General features: G+C 63.2%; 21 protein-coding genes and 2 pseudogenes. 15 read left to right on the top strand and 8 right to left on the bottom strand.

Annotated features, from left to right (window positions below; translation table 11 throughout):
• The first annotated feature begins 73 nt into the window (after positions 1–73).
• From B5F27_RS03860 to B5F27_RS03870, 3 genes and pseudogenes are all read left to right on the top strand, one after another.
• Entirely contained in the window at positions 74–544 is a 471-nt protein-coding gene (locus B5F27_RS03860; protein ID WP_158098184.1) for a MarR family transcriptional regulator, read from the top strand.
• Positions 538–2319: pseudogene (locus B5F27_RS03865) on the top strand (ABC transporter ATP-binding protein). Before B5F27_RS03860 ends, B5F27_RS03865 begins: the two are co-directional and overlap by 7 nt.
• Positions 2316–3068 carry an ABC transporter ATP-binding protein gene (locus tag B5F27_RS03870; protein ID WP_087364824.1) on the top strand — a complete coding sequence of 251 codons (753 nt, stop codon included), beginning with the start codon at positions 2316–2318 and terminating at the stop codon, positions 3066–3068. Before B5F27_RS03865 ends, B5F27_RS03870 begins: the two are co-directional and overlap by 4 nt.
• Here B5F27_RS03870 and B5F27_RS03875 read toward each other — a convergent pair.
• The 4 genes from B5F27_RS03875 to B5F27_RS17385 form a co-directional block, all read right to left on the bottom strand.
• On the bottom strand, positions 2987–3958 hold the full coding sequence (locus B5F27_RS03875) for a carbohydrate kinase (protein WP_087364826.1): 972 nt from the start codon (positions 3956–3958) through the stop codon (positions 2987–2989). The two genes, B5F27_RS03870 and B5F27_RS03875, sit on opposite strands and share 82 nt — an antisense overlap.
• Complete coding sequence (locus tag B5F27_RS03880) at positions 3955–5463, bottom strand: glycoside hydrolase family 32 protein (protein ID WP_087364828.1); 1509 nt, start codon at positions 5461–5463, stop codon at positions 3955–3957. The genes B5F27_RS03875 and B5F27_RS03880 overlap by 4 nt, the downstream gene beginning before the upstream one ends.
• A 107-nt stretch (positions 5464–5570) precedes the next feature.
• Positions 5571–7136, bottom strand: coding sequence for an extracellular solute-binding protein (locus B5F27_RS03885; protein WP_242962063.1), 1566 nt, complete (start codon positions 7134–7136; stop codon positions 5571–5573).
• A gap of 29 nt (positions 7137–7165) precedes the next feature.
• Positions 7166–7288 carry a hypothetical protein gene (locus tag B5F27_RS17385; protein ID WP_275533103.1) on the bottom strand — a complete coding sequence of 41 codons (123 nt, stop codon included), beginning with the start codon at positions 7286–7288 and terminating at the stop codon, positions 7166–7168.
• A 475-nt stretch (positions 7289–7763) separates the two neighbouring features.
• Here B5F27_RS17385 and B5F27_RS03890 point away from each other — a divergent pair, with 475 nt between their 5' ends.
• From B5F27_RS03890 to B5F27_RS03905, 4 genes are read left to right on the top strand one after another with little or no spacing between them, the layout of a single operon-like run.
• Complete coding sequence (locus tag B5F27_RS03890) at positions 7764–8762, top strand: LacI family DNA-binding transcriptional regulator (protein WP_242962064.1); 999 nt, start codon at positions 7764–7766, stop codon at positions 8760–8762.
• Between the two features lie 25 nt (positions 8763–8787).
• Positions 8788–9513 carry a hypothetical protein gene (locus B5F27_RS03895; protein ID WP_087364830.1) on the top strand — a complete coding sequence of 242 codons (726 nt, stop codon included), beginning with the start codon at positions 8788–8790 and terminating at the stop codon, positions 9511–9513.
• Entirely contained in the window at positions 9510–10136 is a 627-nt protein-coding gene (locus B5F27_RS03900; RefSeq protein ID WP_087364833.1) for a hypothetical protein, read from the top strand. Before B5F27_RS03895 ends, B5F27_RS03900 begins: the two co-directional genes overlap by 4 nt.
• A gap of 13 nt (positions 10137–10149) precedes the next feature.
• Complete coding sequence (locus B5F27_RS03905) at positions 10150–10497, top strand: hypothetical protein (RefSeq protein WP_087364835.1); 348 nt, start codon at positions 10150–10152, stop codon at positions 10495–10497.
• A gap of 37 nt (positions 10498–10534) precedes the next feature.
• On the opposite strand, the gene B5F27_RS03910 is transcribed toward B5F27_RS03905, so the two are convergent.
• A complete protein-coding gene (locus B5F27_RS03910) occupies positions 10535–11404 on the bottom strand; it encodes an AraC family transcriptional regulator (protein WP_087364838.1) in 870 nt (289 codons plus the stop codon).
• A gap of 204 nt (positions 11405–11608) precedes the next feature.
• On the opposite strand from B5F27_RS03910, the gene fucO reads away from it, so the two are divergent.
• From fucO to B5F27_RS03940, 6 genes are all read left to right on the top strand, one after another.
• Positions 11609–12757: a lactaldehyde reductase gene (gene fucO / locus B5F27_RS03915; RefSeq protein WP_087246569.1), complete on the top strand. Its 1149-nt coding sequence runs from the start codon at positions 11609–11611 to the stop codon at positions 12755–12757.
• A 227-nt stretch (positions 12758–12984) separates the two neighbouring features.
• Entirely contained in the window at positions 12985–14292 is a 1308-nt protein-coding gene (locus tag B5F27_RS03920; RefSeq protein WP_087364840.1) for a rhamnulokinase family protein, read from the top strand.
• A 13-nt stretch (positions 14293–14305) separates the two neighbouring features.
• Positions 14306–15724, top strand: a complete 1419-nt coding sequence (locus tag B5F27_RS03925) for an arabinose isomerase (RefSeq protein WP_087364842.1) — start codon at positions 14306–14308, stop codon at positions 15722–15724.
• Positions 15725–15761: 37 nt separating this feature from the next.
• On the top strand, positions 15762–16589 hold the full coding sequence (gene rhaD, locus B5F27_RS03930; RefSeq protein WP_087364844.1) for a rhamnulose-1-phosphate aldolase: 828 nt from the start codon (positions 15762–15764) through the stop codon (positions 16587–16589).
• A 175-nt stretch (positions 16590–16764) separates the two neighbouring features.
• Positions 16765–17193, top strand: coding sequence for a cupin domain-containing protein (locus tag B5F27_RS03935; protein ID WP_087364846.1), 429 nt, complete (start codon positions 16765–16767; stop codon positions 17191–17193).
• Between the two features lie 240 nt (positions 17194–17433).
• Positions 17434–19119: an FAD-dependent oxidoreductase gene (locus B5F27_RS03940; RefSeq protein WP_087364848.1), complete on the top strand. Its 1686-nt coding sequence runs from the start codon at positions 17434–17436 to the stop codon at positions 19117–19119.
• 113 nt (positions 19120–19232) lie between these two features.
• Here B5F27_RS03940 and B5F27_RS03945 read toward each other — a convergent pair whose 3' ends face one another.
• Positions 19233–19979, bottom strand: a complete 747-nt coding sequence (locus tag B5F27_RS03945; RefSeq protein WP_087364850.1) for an AraC family transcriptional regulator — start codon at positions 19977–19979, stop codon at positions 19233–19235.
• A 135-nt stretch (positions 19980–20114) separates the two neighbouring features.
• Here B5F27_RS03945 and B5F27_RS17110 point away from each other — a divergent pair.
• Both B5F27_RS17110 and B5F27_RS03955 read left to right on the top strand, forming a co-directional pair.
• Positions 20115–20246, top strand: a pseudogene (locus tag B5F27_RS17110) (hypothetical protein); the annotation flags it as partial.
• Positions 20247–20254: 8 nt separating this feature from the next.
• The gene (locus tag B5F27_RS03955; RefSeq protein WP_242962067.1) at positions 20255–22345 is read left to right on the top strand and encodes an alpha-galactosidase; all 2091 of its coding nucleotides are present in this window, start codon (positions 20255–20257) and stop codon (positions 22343–22345) included.
• An 83-nt stretch (positions 22346–22428) separates the two neighbouring features.
• On the opposite strand, the gene B5F27_RS03960 is transcribed toward B5F27_RS03955, so the two are convergent.
• Together B5F27_RS03960 and B5F27_RS03965 are read right to left on the bottom strand one after the other, a co-directional pair.
• On the bottom strand, positions 22429–23340 hold the full coding sequence (locus B5F27_RS03960) for a CorA family divalent cation transporter (protein WP_087246560.1): 912 nt from the start codon (positions 23338–23340) through the stop codon (positions 22429–22431).
• Between the two features lie 21 nt (positions 23341–23361).
• Positions 23362–23844: a hypothetical protein gene (locus tag B5F27_RS03965; protein ID WP_087246559.1), complete on the bottom strand. Its 483-nt coding sequence runs from the start codon at positions 23842–23844 to the stop codon at positions 23362–23364.
• Positions 23845–23846 lie beyond the last annotated feature (2 nt).

Below are 23846 nucleotides of genomic sequence, written 5' to 3' on the forward strand. Positions count from 1 at the left end.
GTTCGCCAGCAGATTGTTTGTAAGCGTACAGTCCGCAAGCGAACTATTTAACAAAAAGGAGGCGATCCACTCTATGGCAGGGCATATCCTGTTTCTTGTGCACCGGCTGAACACCGCGCTGGAACAGCAGGTCCGGGCCCGGATGTCCGAGCGGTTCGGGCTGACCACCACCCAGGCGCTGGTTTTGAACTTCATGCTGCAGCAGAACGGCGAGCCGGTCTGTGCCGTGGACCTGCACCGGCACCTGGGAACGTCCAAGGCGGCTCTGTCCGCCGCCCTGAAAGACCTGCACCAGCAGGGCTTTCTGACCGTGACCTCCTGCCCCGGCGACGACCGCAAAAAGCAGATCCGGCCCACCGACAAGGCCGCGGCGCTGCAGCGTCAGATTCAGGAGCAGATGGCCGGGCTGGAACAGCAGGCCTGCCGCGGGCTCACCCCCGGGCAGGCGGACGCCGTCAAGCTGTGCATGGAACAGATGCTGCGCAATCTAGGCGGCCCCGCGGAGGACCGCTCTTCACGAGATGGGAGGAAGATACAATGTTGAAAACCCTTATGGCACAGATACGCCAATACAAGAAATCGGCCATTCTGGCGCCCCTGTGCACCGCGGGCGAAGTGCTGATGGAAGTGCTGATCCCCTTTGTCACCGCCGCCATCATCGACCAGGGCATCGAGGCCGGCAACATGAACAAGATCTACCAGTACGGCGCTCTGATGCTGGTGCTGGCCCTGTTCAGCCTCTGCTTCGGCGTGCTGGCCGCCCGGTTTTCGGCCCGGGCGTCGGCGGGCTTCGCCTGCAACCTGCGGGACGCCATGTACTGCAACGTCCAGACCTTTTCCTTTTCCAACATCGACAAGTTCTCCACCGCCGGTCTGGTCACCCGCATGACCACCGACGTCACCAACCTGCAGAACGCCTTCCAGATGATTCTGCGGGTGGCCGCCCGGGCCCCTCTGATGCTGCTCTGCTCCATGTTCATGTGCTTTTTCATCAACGTGCAGCTCAGCCTGATCTTCCTGGTGGCCATTGTGGTGCTGGGCGCGGCCCTGGCCGCCATCATGCTGCGCACCACCCCCATTTTTGACAAGGTGTTCCGCAAATACGACGACCTGAACGCCAGCGTACAGGAAAACGTCAGCGCCATCCGGGTGGTGAAGGCCTTTGTCCGGGAGACCTTCGAGAACGAAAAGTTCAAAAAGGCCGCCGAAAACCTCTATCGGATGTTCGTCAAAGCCGAAAAGCTGCTGGCCCTCAACAACCCCATCATGATGCTGGTGGTCTACAGCTCGATTCTGGGCCTGTCCTGGTTCGGCGCCCACTTCATCGTGGCCGGCAGTCTCACCACCGGCGAGCTGACCAGCCTGCTGAGCTACGTCATGAGCGTCCTCATGAGCCTGATGATGCTGTCCATGGTGTTCGTCATGATTACCATGAGCACCGCCAGCGCCGAGCGTATCGCCGAGGTGCTGACCGAGACCCCCGACCTGACCCAGCCCGAAAAGGCCGACAAGAACATCCCCAACGGCAGCGTGGACTTCAGCCACGTCAGCTTTTCCTACAAGCACGGCAGCGGCGAAAAGACCCTTCACGACATCACCCTGCACATCAAGTCGGGCGAGACCATCGGCATCATCGGCGCCACCGGCAGCGGCAAGTCCAGCCTGGTGAACCTCATCAGCCGTCTGTACGACGTGGACACCGGCCGGGTCAGCGTGGGCGGCAAGGACGTCCGGGGCTATGACCTGGAAACCCTGCGCAGCCAGGTGGCTGTGGTGCTGCAGAAAAACGTCCTGTTCTCGGGCACCATTCTGGATAACCTGCGCTGAGGCAAAGAGGACGCCACCGAGGAGGAATGCCGCGAGGTGTGCCGCGCCGCCTGCGCCGACGAATTCATCGAGCGGTTCCCCGACGGGTACAACACCTGGATTGAACAGGGCGGCACCAACGTGTCCGGCGGACAGAAGCAGCGCCTGTGCATTGCCCGGGCCCTGCTGAAAAAGCCCAAGATCCTGATTCTGGACGACTCCACCAGCGCGGTGGACACCGCCACCGACGCCAAAATCCGCCGGGCCTTCGCCCAATACATCCCCGGCACCACCAAAATCATCATCGCACAGCGGGTTTCCAGCGTCCAGGACGCCGACCGCATCCTGGTGCTGGAGGGCGGCGCGGTCAACGGCTTTGACACCCACGAAAACCTCCTGAAAACCAACAAGATCTACCGCGAAATTTACGAAGCCCAGACCCAGGGCGGCGGCGACTTTGACCAGCCCGCCCCCGACGCGGCCCTGGACGGAAAGGACGGTGCACAGGCATGACAACCAACAAACAGACGGTCAAAACCAGCCGGATGCTCCATACCCTGGGGCGGGTGCTGGGCTACATTCTCAAGCGGTACAAATTCTCCTGCCTGGTGGTGGTGCTGTGCATTCTGGGCTCGGCGCTGGCCTCGGTGCAGGGCGTGCTGTTCACCCAGAAGCTGATCGACGACTACATCGCCCCCATGGTCCGGGCCGGCTCCGCCGACTACGGCCCCCTGGCCGCAGCCATGCTGCGGGTGGCTTGCATCTATGCCGCCGGCATCCTCTGCGCCTACGGCTACAACCGCATCATGGTCAACGTCAGCCAGGGCACCATGCGCAACCTGCGGATCGAACTGTTCCAGCACATGGAATCCCTCCCCATCCGCTACTTTGACACCCACGTCCACGGCGACATCATGTCGGTGTACACCAACGACGTGGACACCCTGCGCCAGCTCATCAGCCAGAGCATTCCCCAGCTGCTCAACTCGCTGGTCACCATCGTCACCAGCCTGGTCAGCATGATTCTGCTGGACCTGCCCCTGACCGCCATCACGGTGGCCATGATCTGCGTCATGGTGATGGTCAGCAGCCGTCTGGCGGGCAAGTCCTCCCGCTATTTCACCAAGCAGCAGAGCGACCTGGGCGCCGTCAACGGCTACATCGAGGAGATGATGGACGGTCAGGCCCGGGCCATGGTCTGTTCCACCGCGGCCCGGTCGGGCATGGAGCGGATGGCGCCCTTTTTGGTGGTGACCAGGTAGGCCGCCGCATTGGCAAACCGGAGCATCTGGTCCAGGTCGTCGGCGGTGAGGCCATCCAGGCCGTGTTCCAGCACAAAGTTCAGGACGCTGGCGCAGAAGGTATCCCCTGCGCCGGTGGTCTCGATGACCCCGCCCAAAGTACACCCGGGCTGGAAGGTGTGCCGGCTGCCATAGAAGGCATAGCTGCCGGCGGCTCCCGCCGTCACGTTCAGCAGGCGGATGTTGGGGTACTGGCGCTGCAGCATGGCCGCGCCCTCGGCGAAGTCCTCCCGGCCGGTCATGAACAGCAGCTCATTGTCCGCAATCTTGAGGATATCGCACTGGCTCAGGCCCCAGGCGATCTGGGCCCGGGCATCCTCCAGGCTGGGCCAGAGGGGTTCGCGCAGGTTGGGGTCAAAGGAGATTAGCGCGCCGGCTTCTTTGGCCAGGGCCACCGCCCTTTGGGTGGCGGTGCGGCAGGGTTCCCCGGTGAGGGACAGGGTGCCGAAGTGGAAGATCCGGCAGTCCCGCAGCAGTTCCTCATCCAGGTCCGACGCCGCCAGGTTGGCGTCGGCGCCCGGCTTGCGGTAAAAGCTGAAATCCCGGTCGCCTCCCGGCAGGGTCTGGACAATGGCCAGGGTGGTGGGAATCTCGGGGTCAAACCGGAGGGCCCGGGTGTCGATGCCCGCCTCCTGCACCACCTGGGCCAGCTGGCGGCCAAAGCCGTCCCGGCCCACCTTGCCCATGAAGGCGCAGCGCTTGTCCAGCTTCCGCAGCATGGCCAGCACGTTGCAGGGCGCGCCGCCGGGGTTGGCCTCAAAGAGGCTGTTGCCCTGTTCACTGAGGCCGTTCTGGGTGAAATCCATCAGCAGTTCCCCCAGGGCCACCACGTCAAATCCTTTCCGGTTCATTCTGCGTCCTCCTGCCCGAAGTTCAGGCTGTAGTGTTCCACGTCGATGTAGGCGGCCCCTTCCACCACCTCAAAGCTGACCGACTGGGCCGACAGCGGGGTATAAATCACCATGCTGGCCGCCTGTTCGCCGTCGTTGACAAAGACTTCCAGGCTGTACCGGTCCATGACCACCCGGATCTTGACCGCCCCGTCCCGGGGGCGCACCGGGAAATCCCGCACGTTCACAATATCATAGGGGAAGCCGCTGTGGGTGCGGTCCAGACGCAGGGTGCTGTTGGCCACCTTATACCGGATCAGGGTCTCCCGCTGGCCGTCCTTGGCCAGGTGGATCTTGAAGGCCTGATAGGAGGGCCGGTCGTCCACCGGGCGGACCGTCACCGTCAGGTCCATCAGGCGGCCCGACACCCCGCTCAGGTTGGTCTCCCCCGTCACCAGCAGGTCCTGATAGCTGACCTTGTGGCCACGGTAGTTTTCCAGCTCCCGCACCGGGTTCTGGATCAGGCGGCCCTCCCGCAGGGACAGTTCCCGGGGCAGGGTCATCTGGCCGAACCAGCGGGTCCCCTGGGGCTGACAGTTGGTGGTGGCCCAGTTCTGCATCCAGGCAATCATAATCCGGCGTCCGTCGTAGCTCTGGAGGGTCTGGGGCGCATAGAAGTCGGTGCCGTAGTCGATGGACTGAATCCGCTGCCGCGCAAAGCGGCGGGCGGCGGGGTCATAGCGGCCCATCAGGGCGATGGACCCGAACCCCGCATGGAATTCCAGGCCGGCGGCGGTCATCTCCTGGGGACTCACCAGCATCACCTGCTGGCCGTCCAGGGGGAAGAAGTCGGGGCACTCCCACATCCGGCCATACTCGTTGCGGCTGGAATCCAGGGTGCAGGCGTAGCTCCAATGGGTGCCGTCGGGGCTCTCAAACAGCCGGATGGCGCCGCTGCCGTCGGGGGTGCGGTTGCCCGCCACCATATAGAATGTACCATCCGGGTCCTGCCAGACCTTGGGGTCCCGGAAGTCCAGCACGCTGCCTCCGGCCGGCAGGTCGCTGCCGTCCAGAACCGGGTTGCCGGGGTATTTCTCGTAGTTGACCCCGTCCCCGAAGGCCACGCACTGCTGCTGGAACGCCTCCACCTGTCCGTCGGCCCGCCGGGTCTCATACACGCCGGTATACACCAGCATCTGCCGCCCGTCGGCCAGCTCGATGGCGCTGCCCGAAAAACAGCCGTCCCGGTCGGCGTCGGTGTCGGGGGCCATGGCGGCGGGCAGCCGCTCCCAGCGGATGAAATCCCTGGTCTTTACATGGCCCCAGTGCATCGGGCCCCAGTTGTTGCTGTAGGGGTGGTACTGATAAAACAGGTGGTACTCCCCTTGATAGCAGGAAAAACCGTTGGGGTCATTGATCCAGCCCACCGTCCCCGTCACATGAAAGGCCGGGCGTTCCCCGTCGGGGATATAGGCCCCGTACCGGGCTTCAAAATCGCGTGCGCGCTGTAACTTCTCACTGATCATGGAGCTTCCTCCCGAATGATGAAATATTCTGCCCCTTCCCTGTCCCGCCCCGCTGCGCTGCGGGACGGGACTGCCCTGGAAGGAGAAATGCAGGAAATTGGCTTGGTTTACGCCTCGGTGTAGCGGGCGTAGGCGTTCTTGTAGACTTCCAGCAGCTTGTCCATGCCGCAGGTGTCGCTCAGCATCTGCTTATAGGCCTCCCACTCCTCATCGGTGGGGCCGCCGTCCCGAATCCACAGGCCCTCCTGCTCCGAGACCATGCTCTCAAAGTCGGACTTGTAGCGGTCGATGGTGTCCAGCTCGTCGATGGTGAACACGCAGTCCACCGGGTAGACGCTGGTATCGGTGACCTGGGGCAGCCAGTAGTCGTACAGGTCGGTCAGGCGCTCCACGGCCCGGTCCTCCATGTGGAAGTTCTCCTCATAGTACTGGGAGAGGATCAGCTTGGGACCGGCCACCTCATACTCGCCCTTCAGCTCGCCGGCGCTCTTGCCGAACTGGGCCTGGGCCTCGGCGTCGGTGATGGAGTTCCAGACGCCGTTCTCGTCCTGCTGGGTGAAGTAGACGCCGATGGGGCCGTACTGCAGCTGCATGACGTTCTCGCCGGTGTACCACTGGTCGAAGAATTTCAGCAGGTTGATGGGGCTCTGGCACACCGAGGTGATGGACAGCTGGCCCGAGTTGGTGCCGCCGGTGCGGACGGTGACGTTCCTGGTGCCGTCGGGGCCGGCCAGAACCGGCAGGAACACATAGTCCTTGGCGTAGTCGCCCATCAGCTCGTCAATGTACCACCAGGTGGACACGCCCACCCAGCCCTGCTGGCACTTGGACATCAGCTGGGTATCCGACTGGGAGAACATCTCCACATCCATCAGACCCTCGGCGTACCAGTCGTGGAAGTAGGTCACCGCCTCGCGGTACTTGTCGTTGACGCGCATGAACTGGATGGTGCCGTCTCCCTGGAGGACCAGGTCGTTGCAGACGTCGTTGGGCCAGTTGGTGAAGCCGAAGCCGGCGTAGAAAATATTCTGGCCCCAGCACCACTGGTCAAAGCCGGTGGACATGGGAATGGTGGTGCCGGCGTCGTTGCCATAGAACTTATGGCTCATGTCGTTGTCCTTGAAGGCCTTCAGGGCGGTGTGCAGCTCCTCCAGGGTGGTGGGAACCGCCAGGCCCAGGTCGTCCAGCCATGCCTTGTTGATCATGGAGAACTGGGGGATGGTGTAGATGGAGTAGTCCTCCTCCTTGCCGATGCCGGCGGTGCCCATCTGCTCGGCGGCGGGCAGGCCGTAGATGCAGCCGTCGCTCATGGTGATGGCCGAGCGGATGTTGGGGTTCTGCTCCAGGATGGCGGACAGGTTGGGCATGATGTCGGGGGTGATGTAGGGGTCCAGGTTGATGAAGGTGCCGTCGGCGCCGTAGTTGGTCAGGTCATAGTTGGAGAAGCCCACACCCATGAAGGCGTCCGGCAGGTCGCCGCCGGCGATGCGGATGTTGACCTGTTCGGCCAGGGAGTCGCTCATGGTGTTCCACTCGATGGAAATGCCGGCGTTCTCCTGCATGGCGTTCAGGACCTGGTTGTCGGCGTAGCCGGGCGACAGGGCCGACTGGCCGCCGATGATGGTGAACTGGGTCTGTTCGGTGCCCTCCACCACGCCGTTTTCATTGGCCACCGGGGCATTGCTCTTGGACCCGCAGCCGGTCAGGGCGGAAGCAGCAGCGCGTACAGCTGCCAGTTCTCTGCAATGCGCCGGCCCAGCGTCTTTCTGCGGTGCCCCTGCGGGAGCTGGACCGCCGCTGTGCTCGCTTGTACTTTGGAACGCATGATGTTCCCTCACTTCCTTTCAAAGAATCACAGAGATACGGACAACGTTCAGCAGGCACTCCTCCTTTCCTGCCAGCGGGATGCTTCCGGCCCTCCCAGTTCTGTGTAACGTTTCATAGTTTTCTGTAAAACAAAGCCCGACAGGCCGGGCTGCGCTTCATCGTGAAACGTTACATGTTTGGTTCGCCTTTATGATAATCCAGATTTTTTCTGTTGTCAAGGATATTTTTTGTGGAAAGCGCTTTTTCCAAATTGCACAAAAGGAGGACATCTGGATTGTCAGCCATCACAAAAAGAGGCGTTTCACGGCCTGTTTCATGAAATTCAATTTATTTTCCAGGGGGAAGTTGCTATAATGAAGCCAACAAACATTGGAAAATCGTCGCGGGCCGGGCTGGAAAGCCCCTTTCTTTTAAAAGATTTCATGAAACGTTCCACTCAAACACCCCGTCCACGGCCTGTAAGGAAGGATTCTATGGCTAAAAAGACAACCACCGCCCCCACCATGAAAGACGTCGCCGCCGAAGCCGGCGTGGCGCTGGGCACCGTGTCCAAGGTGTTCAACCACATTCCGGTGGGCGAGGAATACCGCCTCCGGGTGGAGGAAGCCGCCCGCAAGCTGGGCTACCAGGTCAACAGCTACGCCCGGGGCCTCAAGACCAACAAGACCAACACGGTGGCCCTGATCTGGCCCAACCTGCGGCATCCCTTTTTCGCCAGCCTGTCCGACGCCATCATCGGCACCCTGATGAAGCGAGGCTACCGCACCATTGTGACTATTACCAATTACGACAGCACCGCCGAGCAGCAGTGCATCGACCTGGTGCGCCAGAACAAGGTGGACGGCATCATCGCCCTGACCTACAATCCCAACCTGGAAGTAGACCCCCAGCTGCCTTTTGTCAGCATCGACCGGCATTTCCGGGCCGAGATCCCCTGCGTGGCCTCGGACAACTTCGGCGGGGGCCAGCTGGCCGCCCAGAAGCTGCTGGAGCTGGGCTGCCAAAAGCTCCTGTTCCTCCGGCAGGGGTCCAATGTGGCCGGCGAGGCCGACAAGCGCCGGATGGGCTTTGAGGCGGTCTGCCGGGAACGGCAGGTGGAGTTTGAATCCCTGTACCTGCCCAACGAGGCCGGGTTCGCCCCCTTCGAGGCCTTTCTGGCCTCCCACACCCACGACGGGGCCTTTGACTACGACGGCATCTTCTGCAACACCGACCGCCTCTGCTATGAAATCCAGAAGCGGCTGGAACTTCTGGGCCTGCGGGTGCCCCAGGATGTCCAGATGATCGGCTTCGACGGCATCCAGCGGTTTGACAGCGACGACTATTACTGTTCCACCATCGTCCAGCCCGTCCCCCAGATGGCCCAGACTGCGGTGGATCTGCTGCTGAGCACCGACCGTTCCAGCCTGCCGGCGCTGATCTGTCTGCCGGTACGGTATCAGCCGGGCGGCACCACCCGCGACTGTCTCTGACACAGGAAAGGAGGACACTCCCTGTATGGCAAGCCTATACCTGAACTGGAAATTGCGGGATGTGAAGCCCGATCCCCTGCCCCCGGACCCCACGCCTCGCCAGAAATGGCGGAACTGGTGGCACTATCACAAGGGAATGGTGATCGCCGGGGCGGTGGTCGGTCTGGCGGTGCTGGACATTGCCCACAGCGCCCTGGGCCTGGGACAGGTCCGGCCCGACTACCAGGTCGCCTATGTGGGGGAAAACGCCCTGCCCGACGCCACGGCGGCAGCCATCGAGGAGGCCTTTGCCGCCCTGGGCAGCGACGCCAACGGGGACGGCCAGGTGGCGGTGCAGCTCCATCAATACTTGATCTCGGACGCCATGGACGAGAACGCCGAGTATTCCTACGCCAATCAGATCACCCTCATGGGGGATCTGGAGGACTGCGACAGCTACTTTTTTCTTTTGGAAGATTATGAAACGTTTCAAGCAGACTATGCCCTGCTGACCGGCGCCGACGGAATCCTGGCGGAGGCCGGAGAGGCCCCCTGCTGTGTCCGCTGGGACGACTGCCCCGCCCTGGCCGGGCAGGATCTGGGCACCTACACCCAAACCATTCTGGGCCAGGAAATCCGCGGCAGCAGCCAGGACCTGGCGGGGTCTCTGTATCTGGCCCGCCGGGGCTTCTGTGAAGACCGCACCTGTGACCACATGGACGCCTGCGGCGCCCTCTGGGACGCGCTGACGAAAGGAGCCGACCTGTCATGAAAGACCGCAAACAGCTGCTGTATCTGGCTTTGCCTTTTCTGCTGATTCTGGCCCTGATTGTGCTGGGGAATGTGGTGGACTTTTCCCGGTATCCCAGCGCCGCGGCCGACGGCGCCGCCTGGGACCAGAGCTGGGAGATGCTGGGCAAGACGGTGGGCATCGCCCCGCCGGGGCACAACCTGACCCTTCAGGCCAACAGCTCGGTTCTGGCCGGGGAGGACACCTATTACGCCACCTGGACGGTGGGCGAGCCGGTCCCCTACACCAACGAGGACGGCGACCTGGTGGACCTGTACCCCGCCCAACTGTACGTTTTGCTGTACGGCTGCCAGGATGAAGCCGCCGCCCGGGCCGCCTGTGAGGATTTTCTGGACCGGGAGCGGCAGACCTACGCGGTGCAGTCGGAGGGAACCGCCCTCCACAACGGCCAGGACTACACCGTCCTGAACTACACCTGCATTTCGGAAGCCAACCCCTACGACCGCGGGTGTTCCGCCTTTGCGGTGTACCAAAACTTTGTGTTTGTGGCCGAGCTGACCTGTCAGAAGGACTTCGGCGGGGACGTGGAACAAATCTTGTCCGACGTCCTGGATGGGGTCCACTACAGCGCAGACCTGACCTGAGGAGGTACAGACCATGGGTATGTTTTTCGCCGATGACAGCTACGATGAGAGCCGCCGGATGGAGGGCTTTCAGCGGTACAAGCAGCTTTTGTCCTTCTACGCCGGGCGTTGGGTCAAGGTCAACCTGCTGACCACCCTGGGCGCCCTGCCTCTGGTGCTGGGGGCCGCCCTTTTGCAGGTGGGGTACCTTCTGCTGTACGTCCTGTTTGCACCCTGGACCCTGGCCCTGGTGCCCTTTGTGGGGCTGTGGTTCATTCTGCTGGTCTGCGAGCTGATGCTCTACCGCCCCCTAAACGAGGCCTTCCAGATTGAAAAGCAGTTTGTCCAGATCGAGGGCGACCCCTGGCGGGAAACCACCTGATTCCAGGGCGGGAAAGCGTCAAAGCGCGCTTTCCCGCTTATTTTTCGGCGCTTTTCAGGGCGTTTTTGCGGTATTGCAGGGGGCTCTGGCCGGTGGCCCGGGAAAACCGGGTGGAGAAATTGCTGGCGTCCCCAAACCCCACCTCCCGGGCGATTTCGCTGACGGTGTGGTCGGTCAGGACCAGCAGTTCCTTGGCCTGGGTGATCCGGAAATTCACCAGGTAATTGTAGGGCGTGGTGCCCATATACCGCCGGAACAGCCGCAGAAAATAGCTCTTGCTCATATGGGCATCGGCCATCAGGCCGGCCAGACTCAGCTCCTGCTGGTAATTCTGCCGCAAAGTCTCGGCCGCCTGAAGGATCACCTGGCGGGCGCTGGTGGCCTCCCCCTGGGACAAAAGGTTCTGGGCGCACAGGGCCAGCATCTCATGCAGCACCAGTCCCCGCTGGACCATGCTGTCCACCGTGCCCCGCTCGATCTCCGCCAGAACCGTCTCGAACAGTTCCTGCATCCGGGTGCCGGCCAGCTGGACCGGCACCAGTTTCTTTTCCGGGTGGAGTAGCGTCTCCATGGCCGCCACCCCCGCCCCGTCCAGGTGGACCCAATAGTGGTGCCAGCAGCTCTGTTTGGGGGCGGTACAATAGCTCTGGGGGGTGCGGCAGTTCAAAAGCAGCGCCTGCCCCGGACCCAGCAGCACATCGCTGCCGTTCTGTTCCACCAGGCCCGCCCCCCGCAGGGTATAAAACAGAATATAGCTCTCCTTGTCGGTGCGGGCGGTGGAAAACCGCTGCTGCGCATAAAACAGCCCCGCCTCGGTGCAGTAGTAGGGCTGGGCCAGCTCCGCCTCGCTGGGGGTGGTGCGCTTCCACACGCTCTCGGGGGTGACGTCCATATTGTAGGTCAGCATCTGTGCCATCCCTCCCTTTCCCTTTCAGTATACTGTATTTCCCCCATTGTGCACAAGAGTGGACTTTTCACAAAGTTTCTGTCACTTTTGGCCATTGAAATTTTGAGCCAAACCTTTTATACTGAAGCTACCAGGTTTGTTACCTTTCAGTCAATCCAAACAGGGCGCCATTTCTGGCGCACCGCAATTCAGGAGGATTTTATTATGGCTGACCGCATTGTTCTGAACACGATTTCCTATCACGGCCACGGCGCCATCGAGAACATCGTTCCCGAGCTGACCGCCCGCGGCTACAAGAAGGCTTTCGTCTGCTCCGACCCCGATCTGATCAAGTTCGGCGTCACCAAGAAGGTCACCGACCTGCTGGACGCCGCCGGCTTCGCCTACTCGGTCTACAGCGACATCAAGCCCAATCCCACCATCCAGAACGTCCAGGACGGCGTGGCTGCCTTCAAGGCCGCTGAGGCGGACTGCATCGTCACCATCGGCGGCGGCTCCTCCATGGACACCGCCAAGGCCATCGGCATCATCATCAACAACCCCGAGTTTGCCGACGTCCGCTCCCTGGAAGGCGTGGCTCCCACCAAGAAGCACGCGGTCTTTACCATTGCCGTTCCCACCACCGCCGGCACCGCCGCTGAGGTCACCATCAACTACGTCATCACCGACGTGGAGAAGAAGCGCAAGTTTGTCTGCGTGGACACCAACGACATCCCCGAAGTGGCTGTGGTTGACCCCGACATGATGGCTTCCATGCCCAAGGGCCTGACCGCCGCCACCGGCATGGACGCTCTGACCCACGCCATCGAGGGCTACATCACCAAGGGCCACTGCACCATCTCGGATATGTTCCATCTGGAGGCCATCCGCCTGATCTCCGAGAACCTGCGGGGCGCCGTCCAGAACACGCCCGAAGGCCGCGAGGGCATGGCTCTGGGCCAGTACATCGCCGGCATGGGCTTCTCCAACGTGGGTCTGGGCATCGTCCACAGCATGGCGCACGGCCTGTCCGCCCTGTACGACACCCCCCACGGCGTGGCCTGCGCCATCCTGCTGCCGGTGGGCCTGGAGTACAACAAGGGCGTGGCCGGTGAGCGCTACCGCGCCGTCGGCAAGGCCATGGGTGTGGCCGGCATCGACGCCATGACCGCCGAAGAGGCCGCCGATGCCACCATCGCCGCCGTCAAGCAGCTGTCCGCCGACGTGGGCATCCCCGCCAACCTCAAGGGCATCCTGAAGGAGGAGGACATCCAGTTCCTGGCCGAGTCCGCCTTCGCCGACGCCTGCCGTCCCGGCAACCCCCGCGACACCAGCGTGGAGGAAATCGTGGAGCTGTACCGCAGCCAGCTGTAATTTTCCCTGTTTTTGATCCCCCATATGCTTTCCGGCCCCCTGCCTGAACCGGCCGGATCACCTGAATCGGAATGCGCCGTCCTGTGCGGTGCATTCCGATTTTTTGTTTTGCCCCCGCTCTGGGGCAAAGAGTGTACTTTTCACAAAGAATCGGTCACCTTTGCCGATGGCATCCGGCCCGCCGGGCCGCTATACTGTTACCAGACCAACACGCAAGGAGGAGCGTTATGCAGGAAGTATTTCTGGCTGTGGACATCGGCGCATCGTCGGGCCGCCATATTGCGGGATGGATGCAGGACGGCACCCTGCACACCGAGGAACTCTACCGGTTCCCCAACGGCGTCCAGCGGGTGGACGGCCATCTGATCTGGGACATCGACGGATTGTTCCGCCACGTCAAGGAGGGTCTCAAGGCTGCCCTGGCCAGGTATCCCCAGATCAGGAGCGTATCCATCGACACCTGGGCGGTGGACTATGTGCTGCTGAAGGACGGCCGGCCCATTTACCCGGTCTACGCCTACCGGGACAGCCGCACCCAGGATGTGCTGGAGGAAGTGCACGCCCGCATCCCCTTTGCGGAGCTGTACGCCAAAACCGGCATCCAGTTCCAGCCCTTCAACACCATCTATCAGCTGTACGCAGACCAAAAGGCCGGCCGTCTGGCCCAGGCCGAGGATTTCCTGATGATCCCCGAGTACCTGCTCTGGAAGCTGTGCGGCGTCAAGGCCCGGGAGTACACCAACGCCACCTCCACCGGTCTGGTGAACGCCCAGACCCGGGAGTACGACCCCGAAATTCTGGACCGGCTGGGCCTGCCCAAAGCCCTGTTCCCCCGGCTGACCGCCCCCGGCACCGTCCTGGGGCCGCTGACCGATGAAGTGGCCGCCGAGGTGGGCGGACAGACCACCGTGGTCCTCTGCGCCACCCACGACACCGCCAGCGCGGTGGAGGGCATCCCCATGGACCAGGGGGACGCGCCTTTCCTGTCCTCCGGCACCTGGAGCCTGCTGGGGGTCAAGCTGGACAAGCCCGTCACCACCCCCGCCAGCTGCAAGGCCAACTTCACCAACGAGGGCGGCGTGGGCTACATCCGCTATCTGAAAAACATCATGGGCCTGTGGATCATCCAGTGCATCCAGAAGCAGCTGGGGATCTCCTTCGCCGAGATGGTGGAGCTGGCCAAAACCAGCTCCTACACACGGATTTTTGACGTGAATGATCCCCGCTTCTCGGCCCCGCAGGACATGCGGGCCGAAATCTGCGCCGCCCTGGCCGAGACCGGCGAGGCTCCCGCCACCGACGCCGACCTCATCAACAGCACCTATCATTCCCTGGCTTATTGCTACGGCGAGGCCTACCGGGAGATGGAGGCGGTCACCGGCCGGCACTGGGACAAGCTCTACATCGCCGGCGGCGGCGCCAAAAACGCCACCCTGAACCAGCTCACCGCCCATTACACCGGCAAGCAGGTGGAGGCGCTGCCCATCGAGGCCACCGCCATCGGCAACCTGAAGATTCAGATGAACATTCGCTAAGGAGGTTGACCCCATGTTAGTTGAAACCAAAGCCCGCGTCGGCGTGTTCGCCATCGCCCTGGGCGCTTACCTGCCCCAGTTCCCCTCTCTGGTGCCCGAGTTCGAGCAGCAGTACGCCGATTTCAAAAAGACCCTGCCCCAGACGGTGGAGATCATCGACGGCGGCATCGTCACCACCAAGGAACAGTCCATGGCGGCCGGCGACAAGTTCCGGGCCGCCGACGTGGATCTGGTGATCCTCCAGATGCTGACTTACGCCACCTCTTATAATATGCTGCCCGCGGTGCGGGACCTGAACGTGCCGGTGGTGCTGGTGAACGTCCAGAAAAAGAAGGCCCCCGACTACGCCAACACCGACACCCCCACCTGGCTGGGCCAGCTGTACGCCTGCGGCGCCGTGGGCGAGATGGTGGCCGACCTGGAGCGGGCCGGCAAGCGTCACGCCGTCATCACCGGCGTGGTGGAGGGCGGCGACCCCCAGGTCCAGGCCGAGATCGAGGACTGGTGCCGCGCCGCCCAGGTGCGCCGCCGTTTCCGGGACACCAACCTGGCCCAGATCGGCCGGCCCTATCCCGGCATGATGGACCTGTACATCGACGAGACCAACCTGTACAACCGGATGTACCTGTACACCAAGCAGTTTGACTGGGAGAAGATGTGGGCCATCGCCGACCACATCACCGATGAAAACGCCATCCGGGCCAAGGCCCAGGAAATCCTGGACACCTTCGACATCGAGGGAGGCGGCACCATCGAAAAGGTCTGGGAGATGGCCCGGTATGTGGTGGCCTTTGAGGAGTGGGTCAAGGAGGAGAAAATCGCCTTCATCGCCTCCCACTACGACGGTTTCGCCCAGGGCAAGGCGGGGGTGCTGGACAGCATGCTGATCCCGGCTTTCTCGATGCTGATTAAGCAGGGCGTGGCCTGCGCCGTGGAGGGCGACATCAAGGTCTCCATGGCCATGTCCATCCTCAAGACCATCGCCGGCTGCGGCCAGCTGTCCGAGATGTACTCCATCGACTTTGATGAGGATATCTGCATCATCGGCCACTCCGGCTCGGGCGACGCCGACATCTCGGCCAAAAAGCCCACCATGAAGATCGTCCCCGTCTTCCACGGCAAGACCGGCGGCGGCTATCTGACCCAGTTCTATCCCCATCTGGGCCCCGTGACCTATCTGGGCATCACCCAGGACAAGGACGGCCATTTCAAGTTCGTGGTGGCCGAGGGCGTCAACGAGGAGGGCCCCATCTTCACCTTCGGCGACACCAACATGCGCACCCGTTTCACCTGCGGCGCACGGGAGTTCTGCAACCGCTGGAGCGAGGCCGGCCCCACCCATCACATGGCCGCCGCCTCGGGCCGCCACATCGACACCATTCTGAAGGTCGCCAAGATTTTTGACGTCCCGGTGGACATCATCACCCGCTGACACACAAACCAAGAAGAAAAAGAGAGGTTATCTGACCATGGGTATTCTGGATGTTGAGATCGTAAAAGGCTATATCCGCATGTGCAACGACGGCTGGCTTCAGGGCTGGCACGAGCGCAACGGCGGCAACCTGACCTACCGCATGAAGGAGGAGGAAGTGGCCCAGTGCCGTCCCTTCTTCAACGCACAGCCCGGCGAATGGGTCAACATGGGCGTTCAGGCCGACAACCTGGCCGGCGAGTACTTCATTACCACCGGCTCGGGCAAGTTCTTCCGCAATGTGGAGCTGGACCCCGTCCACAGCATCGGCATCGTGGAGATCAACGACAAGGGCGACAGCTGGCGGATCGTCTGGGGCCTGGAGGGCGGCGCCCGCCCCACCTCTGAGTTCCCCAGCCACTTCATGAACCACAGCGTCCGCAAGGCGGTGACCGGCGGCACCAACCGGGTCATCTACCACTGCCACGCCACCAACGTCATCGCCCTGACCTACATCCTGCCCCTGACCGACCGGGATTTCTCCCGCGCTCTGTGGCAGAGCGCCACCGAGTGCCCGGTGGTCTTCCCCGAGGGCGTGGGCGTCTGCCCCTGGATGGTCCCCGGCGGGGCCGACATCGCCATGGCCACCTCCGAGCTGATGAAGAGCTATCAGGCAGCCATCTGGGCCCAGCACGGCCTGTTCACCTCGGGCCCCGACTTTGACATCACCTTCGGCCTGGCCCACACCATCGAAAAGAGCGCCGAAATCTACGTCAAGGTCCTGTCCATGGGCGGCGGCCTGATCCGTCAGACCATCACCGATGACAACCTGCGGGCCATCGCCCGGGACTTCGGCGTCACCCTGAACGAAAAGTTCCTGGACTGATTTTCCTCCAAACTTCATTGCTTTGCGGCCTGGGCGCGCGGTTTTGCTCCTTTTGGGGCGGGCCGCGCGCCTTTTTGGGTCCGGGACCCGGGGCCGGGGTTCCCCGGCCCGGCCGCACACCGCCGTCGCGGGCTGCATACCATGGGACAACTCACAACGAAAGGAGAAACATCCCATGAACAACCATTCCTGCGACTGCACCTGCAACCAGACCGACCACGGCCCCAATCCCTATGCCGCCAACATCGTCTGCGCTGCACGGGCCAATGAGGACTACCGGACCGCGTTCTGGACAGGCCACCATCTCCAGATGACCCTGATGAGCATTCCGGAGGGTGATGACATCGGCCTCGAGATGCATCCCGACGTGGACCAGTGCATCCGGGTGGAGTGCGGCAAGGCCACCGTTCAGATGGGGAGCTGCCAGTGCAAACTGACCGTCACCTGCACCCTGAACGCCGGCGACGCCGTCTTTGTCCCCTGCGGCACCTGGCACAACATCCTGAACGCCGGCTGCGGCCCCCTGAAGCTGTCGTCCATCTACGCACCCCCGCAGCATCCCTGGGGCACCGTTCAGCCCACCAAAGAGGATGCCGAGCACTAAGCCTCCCATCTGAGCCCTGCCGGCCCGCGTAATCCCCCACTGCCCCAGCCGGGGCGGTGCTTCCCGCCGGAGGCACAAAACGCCCCCGGGTACAGCCTTTCGCTGCGCCCGGGGGCGTCCTTTTGTGGTTTGGGGCGGGCAATGTGACACAAACACAGATTTTTGCCGCGGTTTGCTCTATACTGGTTTCAAAAAGAGCCTTTGCCCTTTCTCAGATGTGACAAAAAGGAGTGCAAAACCATGAAGTATGTTCTTGTTGGCGGCAACACAGGCGGCGCCGGCGCAGCAGCCCGGCTGCGGCGGCTGGATGAGCAGGCCGAAATCCTCCTGCTGGAAAAAGGCGCCCACGTCTCCTATTCCAACTGCAGTCTCCCCTACCGGCTGAGCGAGACGGTGGACCAGACCGAAAAACTGGTCCTCAACACTCCCGAATCACTCCACGGGGCCTACAACATCGAGACCCGGGCCAACAGCCAGGTCCTGTCCATCGACCGCGCCGGAAAGAAGGTCCGGGTGAAAGACCTGGTCAGCGGCCGGGAGTACGACGAGGCCTATGACACCCTCATCCTCTCCCCCGGCGCCAACGCGGTGGTGCCCCGGATTCAGGGCATCGAAAACGCCAACCTTTTCACCGTCAAGACGGTGGAGGATGTGAGCCGGTTCTACGGCTTCCTGAAGGACAAAGGCGTCCGGAAGGTGTCGGTGATCGGCGGCGGCTTCATCGGGGTGGAGGTGGCGGTCAACCTGCGGGAGGCCGGCTACCAGGTGGCCCTGGTGGAGGCCATGCCCCAGATTTTGAAGCCCTACGACTACGACATGGTCCAGATTCTCCAGAAAGCCATGATCGACCACGGCGTGGATCTGGTGGTGGGGGATTCGGTGGTGGCCTTCCAGCAGTCCAACGTCCAGCTGAACTCGGGCCGCGTCATTGAGAGCGACGCGGTGGTGATGGCGGTGGGCGTCCGTCCCGACACCGCGCTGGCCGCCGACGCCGGCCTGGAAATGAACCCCCGGGGCGCCATCAAGGTGGACCCCAACTACCGCACCAGCGACCCCAGCATCTACGCCGTGGGCGACGCGGTGGAGGTATTCAATCCCCTGACCCGCAAGCCCGCCATGGTCCAGCTGGCCGGCCCCGCCCAGAAGCAGGCCCGCCAGGCCGCCGACCACATCTACGGCTTGCCGGTGCGGAACACCGGTTTCATCGGGTCCAGCTGCATCCAGGTCTTTGAGTGGAACGCCGCCAGCACCGGCCTCACCGCCGCCCAGTGTGAGCAGGAGGGCATCCCCTATGAGGTGGCCTACGTCCTGCCCAAGGACCGGGTGGGCATCATGCCGGGCAGCACCCAGCTCCACTACAAGCTGATCTTTGAGGTGCCCACCGGCCGGGTGCTGGGCGCCCAGGCCATCTCCAAGGGCGACGCCGTCAAGCGGATTGACGTGGCTGCCACCCTCATCAAGTTGGGCGGCACGGTGGACGACCTGCGGGATCTGGAACTGTGCTATGCGCCTCCCTTCTCCGCCCCCAAGGACGCCGCCAACTATGCCGGCCTGGTGGCCGGCAACCTGCTGGCCCACCGGTTCCGTCAGGTCCATGTGGACCAGGTGCGGGATCTGGTGGAGTCGGGCGCCTATATTCTGGACGTCCGCCCCGCGGCGGTGTACCATCAGGGCCATCTGAAGACCTCGGTCAACATCCCTCTGGCCCAGCTGCGCAGCCGTCTGGACGAAATCCCCACCGACCGGCCGGTCTACGTCCACTGCCAGATTGGCCAGAGCAGCTACAACGCCGTCCTGGCCCTGCAGGGCCACGGCTTCACCAACGTGTACAACGTGTCGGGCGGCTTTTTGGGCATCTGTGCCTATGAGTACTTCAACGATGTGACCCAAAAGCGGGAGCCCATCGTCACCAACTATCTCTTTTAACCGCTGATCCCTTCCGGCGGCGGAGCCCATACGCCGCCCGGGATGATTTCTCCTATACAACAAAACCATGCGCCAGAGACCGTTTCCGTTGGGTCTTTGGCGCATGGTTGTTTTTATGGGATCGGGCGGGGCGGGCTTTTCTGGCTGCGGAACTCGCTGGGAGAGCAGCCCACCCGCTTTTTGAACAGCCGCGAAAAGGCAAAGGCATCCTCAAACCCCAGAGAGCTTGCCACCACTGCCACCGCGTAATCGGTCGAGGCCAGCATGGCCTCGGCCTTTTTCAGTTTCCGCTCGGTCAAATATTCCTTGGGCCCCACGCCGTAGGCCTCCCGGAACACCCGGGTCAGGTAGTTGGGGTGGACCCCGAACTGCCGGGCCACCTGGCGGATCTGGATGGGCTCATAGTAATTGACGTCCAGATACAGCTTGACCTCCTCGGCGATGAAACCCCGCCGGGCGGCGTCCTGGTCCAGGCCGGTGTCGTAGAACAGCTGGGAGAGGATGTACAGGGTCATGCTGTTGGCCAGCAGGTAGTCGCTGACCGAGGCGGCGTTCAGGGGCAGCACCTCCTGGATGGTGGCGTAATATTTCTCCACCGGCAGCCCCCGCAGGACATAGGTCTCCTCGGCGTGTTCCATCAGCTCCAGCAGGTACTGCCGGGAGGTGATGCCCAGAAAGTTGATCCAGGTATAATGCCAGGGGTCCTCTTTGTCGGCCTCATAATAGGCCACCGTCTCGGCCGGAATCAAAAAGGCATCCCCCGGCCCCAGGTAAAAGGTATGGCCGGCCAGTACCAGATCATCCTGGGCACCGGCCTGGTGAACCGCATCTACGACGAAGTGGTCAAGCTGGTGGGCCACGCCGACGCGGTGGCCTCCGGCTCCGACCAGCCCCAGCAGAAACCGGTCTACGGCAACGCCTTCCAGCGGGCGGTGCGGATGTTCTCGGACGTGTTCGTCCCCATCATCCCGGTGCTGGTGGCCACCGGTCTGTTCATGGGCCTGCGGGGCCTGCTGACCCAGGAGGCGGTCCTGAACGTCTTTGGCCTGACCGCCGCCGACGTCCCCGCCCAGCTGCTCACCTTCACCCAGATTCTCACCGACACCGCCTTCTCCTTCCTGCCGGCGCTGGTCTGCTGGTCCACCGGTACTTCGGCCCCGCCCTCCGCCGCTGGCACGGCGGGGGCCAGCCGGTCTACTTCAAGCGAGGGTACAACACCTGCCACGAGGAGTGTTCGGTGCCCAACGTCTCCTTTGACGATTTTCCCTTTGAATACCCCGCCCGCAGCCGGGGAGACTTCCGGATTCCCGCCGTGGAGGCCGAGGCGGACGGGGTCCGTCACACCCGGCTGGACTTTGTATCCTGGCGGGCCCTGGAAGAAAAGCCGGCCCTGGAAGGGCTGCCCGCCGCCTTTGCGGCCCCCGGCGAAAGCGCCACCCTGGAAATCACCCTCTCCGACCCCGCCGCCGGGCTGACGGTGCGGCTGTATTACACCCTGTTCGCCGGGCTGGGGATTGTGGCCCGCCATCAGGTGGCGGAAAACACCGGCACCCAGCCCCTGACCCTGCACAATCTGCAGAGCGCGTCGCTGGAACTGCCGGCCCTGCCCTGGGAGATGCTGACCCTCTACGGCACCCACGCCAAAGAGGCCAACGGGCAGCGGTTCCCGCTGCACCACGGGGTCCAGCGCATCGAGAGCGTCCGGGGGTCCAGCAGCCCCCAGCACCAGCCCTTTTTCGCCCTGCTCTCCCCCGACGTCACCTCCGACCGGGGGCTGGCGGTGGGGTTTCATCTGGTGTACAGCGGGAACTTTCTGGCCCAGGCAGAGCTGGACCAGTTCGGGATGGTGCGGGCCCAGATCGGCCTGCACCCCGACGGGTTCGCATGGCAGCTGATGCCCGGGGAGCGGTTCACCTCTCCCGAGGCCATCCTCAACTGCACCACCGGCGGCCTCAACGGCCTGCGGCAGAACTTCCACCAGCTGTACCTCCATCACCTGATGCCGCCCCGGTTCGCAGAGGCGGAGCGGCCCATCCTTCTCAATTCCTGGGAGTCCATGTATTACGACGTGACCCTGTCCAAAATCGAGCGTCAGGCCGAGCTGGCCCGGCAGCTGGGGGTAGAACTGTTTGTGCTGGACGACGGGTGGTTCCGGAAGGGCAATTCCAGCCGGGACTCCATGGGGGACTGGCGGTGCAACCTGCGCAAGCTGCCCGGCGGCATTCCGGCGGCGGCCCGGATCGTCCACGGCAAAGGGATGAAGTTCGGCCTGTGGTTTGAGCCGGAGGCGGTCACCGCCGACAGCGATCTGTTCCGCCAGCATCCCGACTGGGTTTTGCAGACCCCCGGCTATTCCATGACCCAGGGCCGCCACGAATACCTGCTGGACCTGTCCCGGCCCGAGGTGGTGGACTATCTCTTTGACGTGCTGGACGGCTATCTGCAAAAGAGCGGCATCGACTACATCAAGTGGGACATGAACCGCCCCCTCACCGACTTTTGTTCCCTGGCCCCCGGCGCCCGCCAGGGGGAAACCGCCCACCGCTATGTGATGGGGCTGTACCGGCTTCTGGAGCGGATCACCACCGCCTATCCCCGGCTGCTGATCGAGGGATGTTCCAGCGGCGGCGCGCGCTTTGACCCGGGGATGCTCTATTATGTGGCCCAGAACTGGACCAGCGACAACACCGACGGCCACGACCGTCTGGCCATTCAGGCGGGGTACAGCCTGCTGTATCCGCCGGTGGCCATGGGGGCCCATGTCAGCATCACCCCCAACCACCAGACCGGCCGTGTCACTCCGCTGGACACCCGGTGGCAGGCGGCCCGGCTGTTCAATCTGGGCTATGAGCTGGACCTGACCCTCCTCACCCCGGAGGAGTTTGCAGATCTGGCGGGGCAGATCGCCCAGCGGAAAGCCGAGCGCCGCTGGGTCCAGTCCAGCCGGTTTTTCACCCTGGACCTGCCGGGGCCCTACACCGGCTGGGCCGCTGTGGCTCAGGACGGCAGCCGGTGTCTGGTGCAGGTGTTCCAGACCCGGTACGACCCCCTCTTTGCCCACACGCCGGTGCGGCTGTCCTTCCTGGACAGAGACGGCCTCTACCGGGACGCCGCCTCGGGCCAGCTGTACGGCGGGGACGAGCTGGCCACCCTGGGCCTGACGGCCCCTCTGATCAAGCAGGACGACGCGGCCACGGCCTGGGAGCTCATCCGGGAACCGGGCTAAAACCGCCCTCATAATGCAAAAATCCGTACCCATGGCAGAAGGCGCCGGGGTACGGATTTTTTATGCAGTGGGAGGGGATGCCCTCACCAGAACTTTTTCTTTTTCATGAGATAGAGGCACAGCAGGACAATCAGGGCGCTGGCCACGATGACGGCGGGATAGCCATACTTCCAGGTCAGCTCCACCATGCCGGTAAAGTTCATGCCGTACCACCCGGCCACCAGGGACAGGGGCAGGAAGATGGTGGTGACGATGGTGAGAATCTTCATAATCCGGTTCTGCTGCAGGTCCATCTCCGCCTGGAACATCTCCCGCAGCTGCAGGCCATATTCCCGCAGGGCCTTGGCCTCCTCCAGCAGGCGGCCCAGACGCTTTTCCACCCGGTGGAACATCTGCGCCTCGGCGTCGGACAAGTCGCCGTTTTCCTGCAATTCACAGACCAGCTCGTCCATCTGGGTATAATACTTGATCCAGCGGGAAATTTCCTTCCGCAGGACCATCATGCCGGCGTTGAAGTTTTCCAGCCGGCCCGCCGAGACTTCGTCCTCCATCTGGGAGAGGCGGTCCTCCAAAGATTGCAGGTGGCGCAGGTCCTTCTCCACCAGCAGGGCCAGAAAGCCGCAGAAAAAGCCGTTGGCGCTGGTTTCCTTCTGGGGGTTCTCTTTCCGCAGGCGCTGCACCATGGAATGGGCCGTGCCGCTGTCGTCGCACAGCACCACCAGGTCCCGGGACAGCAGATATCCAAAGGCAATGGGGTCCCCGTTTTTGGCCTGGCGGGGCGTCACAATGGTGCCGTTCCGGTACCCCCGCCGCACCTCTGCCTTGCAGATGCGGGCATCCCGGGCCAGGGGCGTATGGCAGACCAGGTGATCCCGGTCCTCCTGGTCCATCCTGCGGGACAGCTCCTCCGAGGTGAGAAGCAGCACCGTGCCGCCGGTTCCTTCCGCCGGCTCCTCTGCGGGCGCCAGGCCATCGGACAAATTGTATCGATACATCCAGTCCCCCATCCTTTCCGTTTACCAGATTGCTTCCACATCTTCCAGGGGAATGTCCAGCCGCTGCCCTTTCCCGATGCCCGGCCCCTGATGGGGCGCGTCCCGTTCCAGGCGCAGCAGCTGCGCCGCCGGGTCCACCTCCTGGACGTACCCGGTGACCGTCTCATAGCTGCCCACCGGCGGGTTTTCCGGGCGGAGGCGGTCGGGGCAGAAATACCGCACCGTCACCCCATCGCCCCGGGTCAGCCGGGCCAGCTTTTCGGACAGGGCGGCCTGTTCCTCTTCCGACAAGCCCGCCCTGGGCACGCGGCGGGTCCGGGCGCTCTCCTCCGACAGCTCCTCATCAAAGCCCCGCAGGGCGGCAAAGGGGCTGAAGATCTTGGCCCGGCTGCCCAGCGGCATCCGGGGATGTTTGCGGGAGGGTTCGGGGCGGGACAGGGGCAGAATATCCCCATACTTCTGCGCCGCGGCCCGGCCCTCCGGGGTGTCCTTCCAGTCGGTCATCT

This window comes from Faecalibacterium sp. An192, from assembly GCF_002160175.1.
GTDB lineage: Bacteria > Bacillota > Clostridia > Oscillospirales > Ruminococcaceae > Faecalibacterium.

Coding starts and splice junctions, on each gene's coding strand:
- B5F27_RS03860 (WP_158098184.1), top strand. CDS start 74: ATGGCAGGGCATATCCTGTTTCTTGTGCACCGGCTGAACACCGCGCTG.
- B5F27_RS03870 (WP_087364824.1), top strand. CDS start 2,316: ATGACAACCAACAAACAGACGGTCAAAACCAGCCGGATGCTCCATACC.
- B5F27_RS03875 (WP_087364826.1), bottom strand. CDS start 3,958: ATGAACCGGAAAGGATTTGACGTGGTGGCCCTGGGGGAACTGCTGATG.
- B5F27_RS03880 (WP_087364828.1), bottom strand. CDS start 5,463: ATGATCAGTGAGAAGTTACAGCGCGCACGCGATTTTGAAGCCCGGTAC.
- B5F27_RS17385 (WP_275533103.1), bottom strand. CDS start 7,288: ATGCGTTCCAAAGTACAAGCGAGCACAGCGGCGGTCCAGCTCCCGCAG.
- B5F27_RS03890 (WP_242962064.1), top strand. CDS start 7,764: ATGGCTAAAAAGACAACCACCGCCCCCACCATGAAAGACGTCGCCGCC.
- B5F27_RS03895 (WP_087364830.1), top strand. CDS start 8,788: ATGGCAAGCCTATACCTGAACTGGAAATTGCGGGATGTGAAGCCCGAT.
- B5F27_RS03900 (WP_087364833.1), top strand. CDS start 9,510: ATGAAAGACCGCAAACAGCTGCTGTATCTGGCTTTGCCTTTTCTGCTG.
- B5F27_RS03905 (WP_087364835.1), top strand. CDS start 10,150: ATGGGTATGTTTTTCGCCGATGACAGCTACGATGAGAGCCGCCGGATG.
- B5F27_RS03910 (WP_087364838.1), bottom strand. CDS start 11,404: ATGCTGACCTACAATATGGACGTCACCCCCGAGAGCGTGTGGAAGCGC.
- fucO (WP_087246569.1), top strand. CDS start 11,609: ATGGCTGACCGCATTGTTCTGAACACGATTTCCTATCACGGCCACGGC.
- B5F27_RS03920 (WP_087364840.1), top strand. CDS start 12,985: ATGCAGGAAGTATTTCTGGCTGTGGACATCGGCGCATCGTCGGGCCGC.
- B5F27_RS03925 (WP_087364842.1), top strand. CDS start 14,306: ATGTTAGTTGAAACCAAAGCCCGCGTCGGCGTGTTCGCCATCGCCCTG.
- rhaD (WP_087364844.1), top strand. CDS start 15,762: ATGGGTATTCTGGATGTTGAGATCGTAAAAGGCTATATCCGCATGTGC.
- B5F27_RS03935 (WP_087364846.1), top strand. CDS start 16,765: ATGAACAACCATTCCTGCGACTGCACCTGCAACCAGACCGACCACGGC.
- B5F27_RS03940 (WP_087364848.1), top strand. CDS start 17,434: ATGAAGTATGTTCTTGTTGGCGGCAACACAGGCGGCGCCGGCGCAGCA.
- B5F27_RS03960 (WP_087246560.1), bottom strand. CDS start 23,340: ATGTATCGATACAATTTGTCCGATGGCCTGGCGCCCGCAGAGGAGCCG.
- B5F27_RS03965 (WP_087246559.1), bottom strand. CDS start 23,844: ATGACCGACTGGAAGGACACCCCGGAGGGCCGGGCCGCGGCGCAGAAG.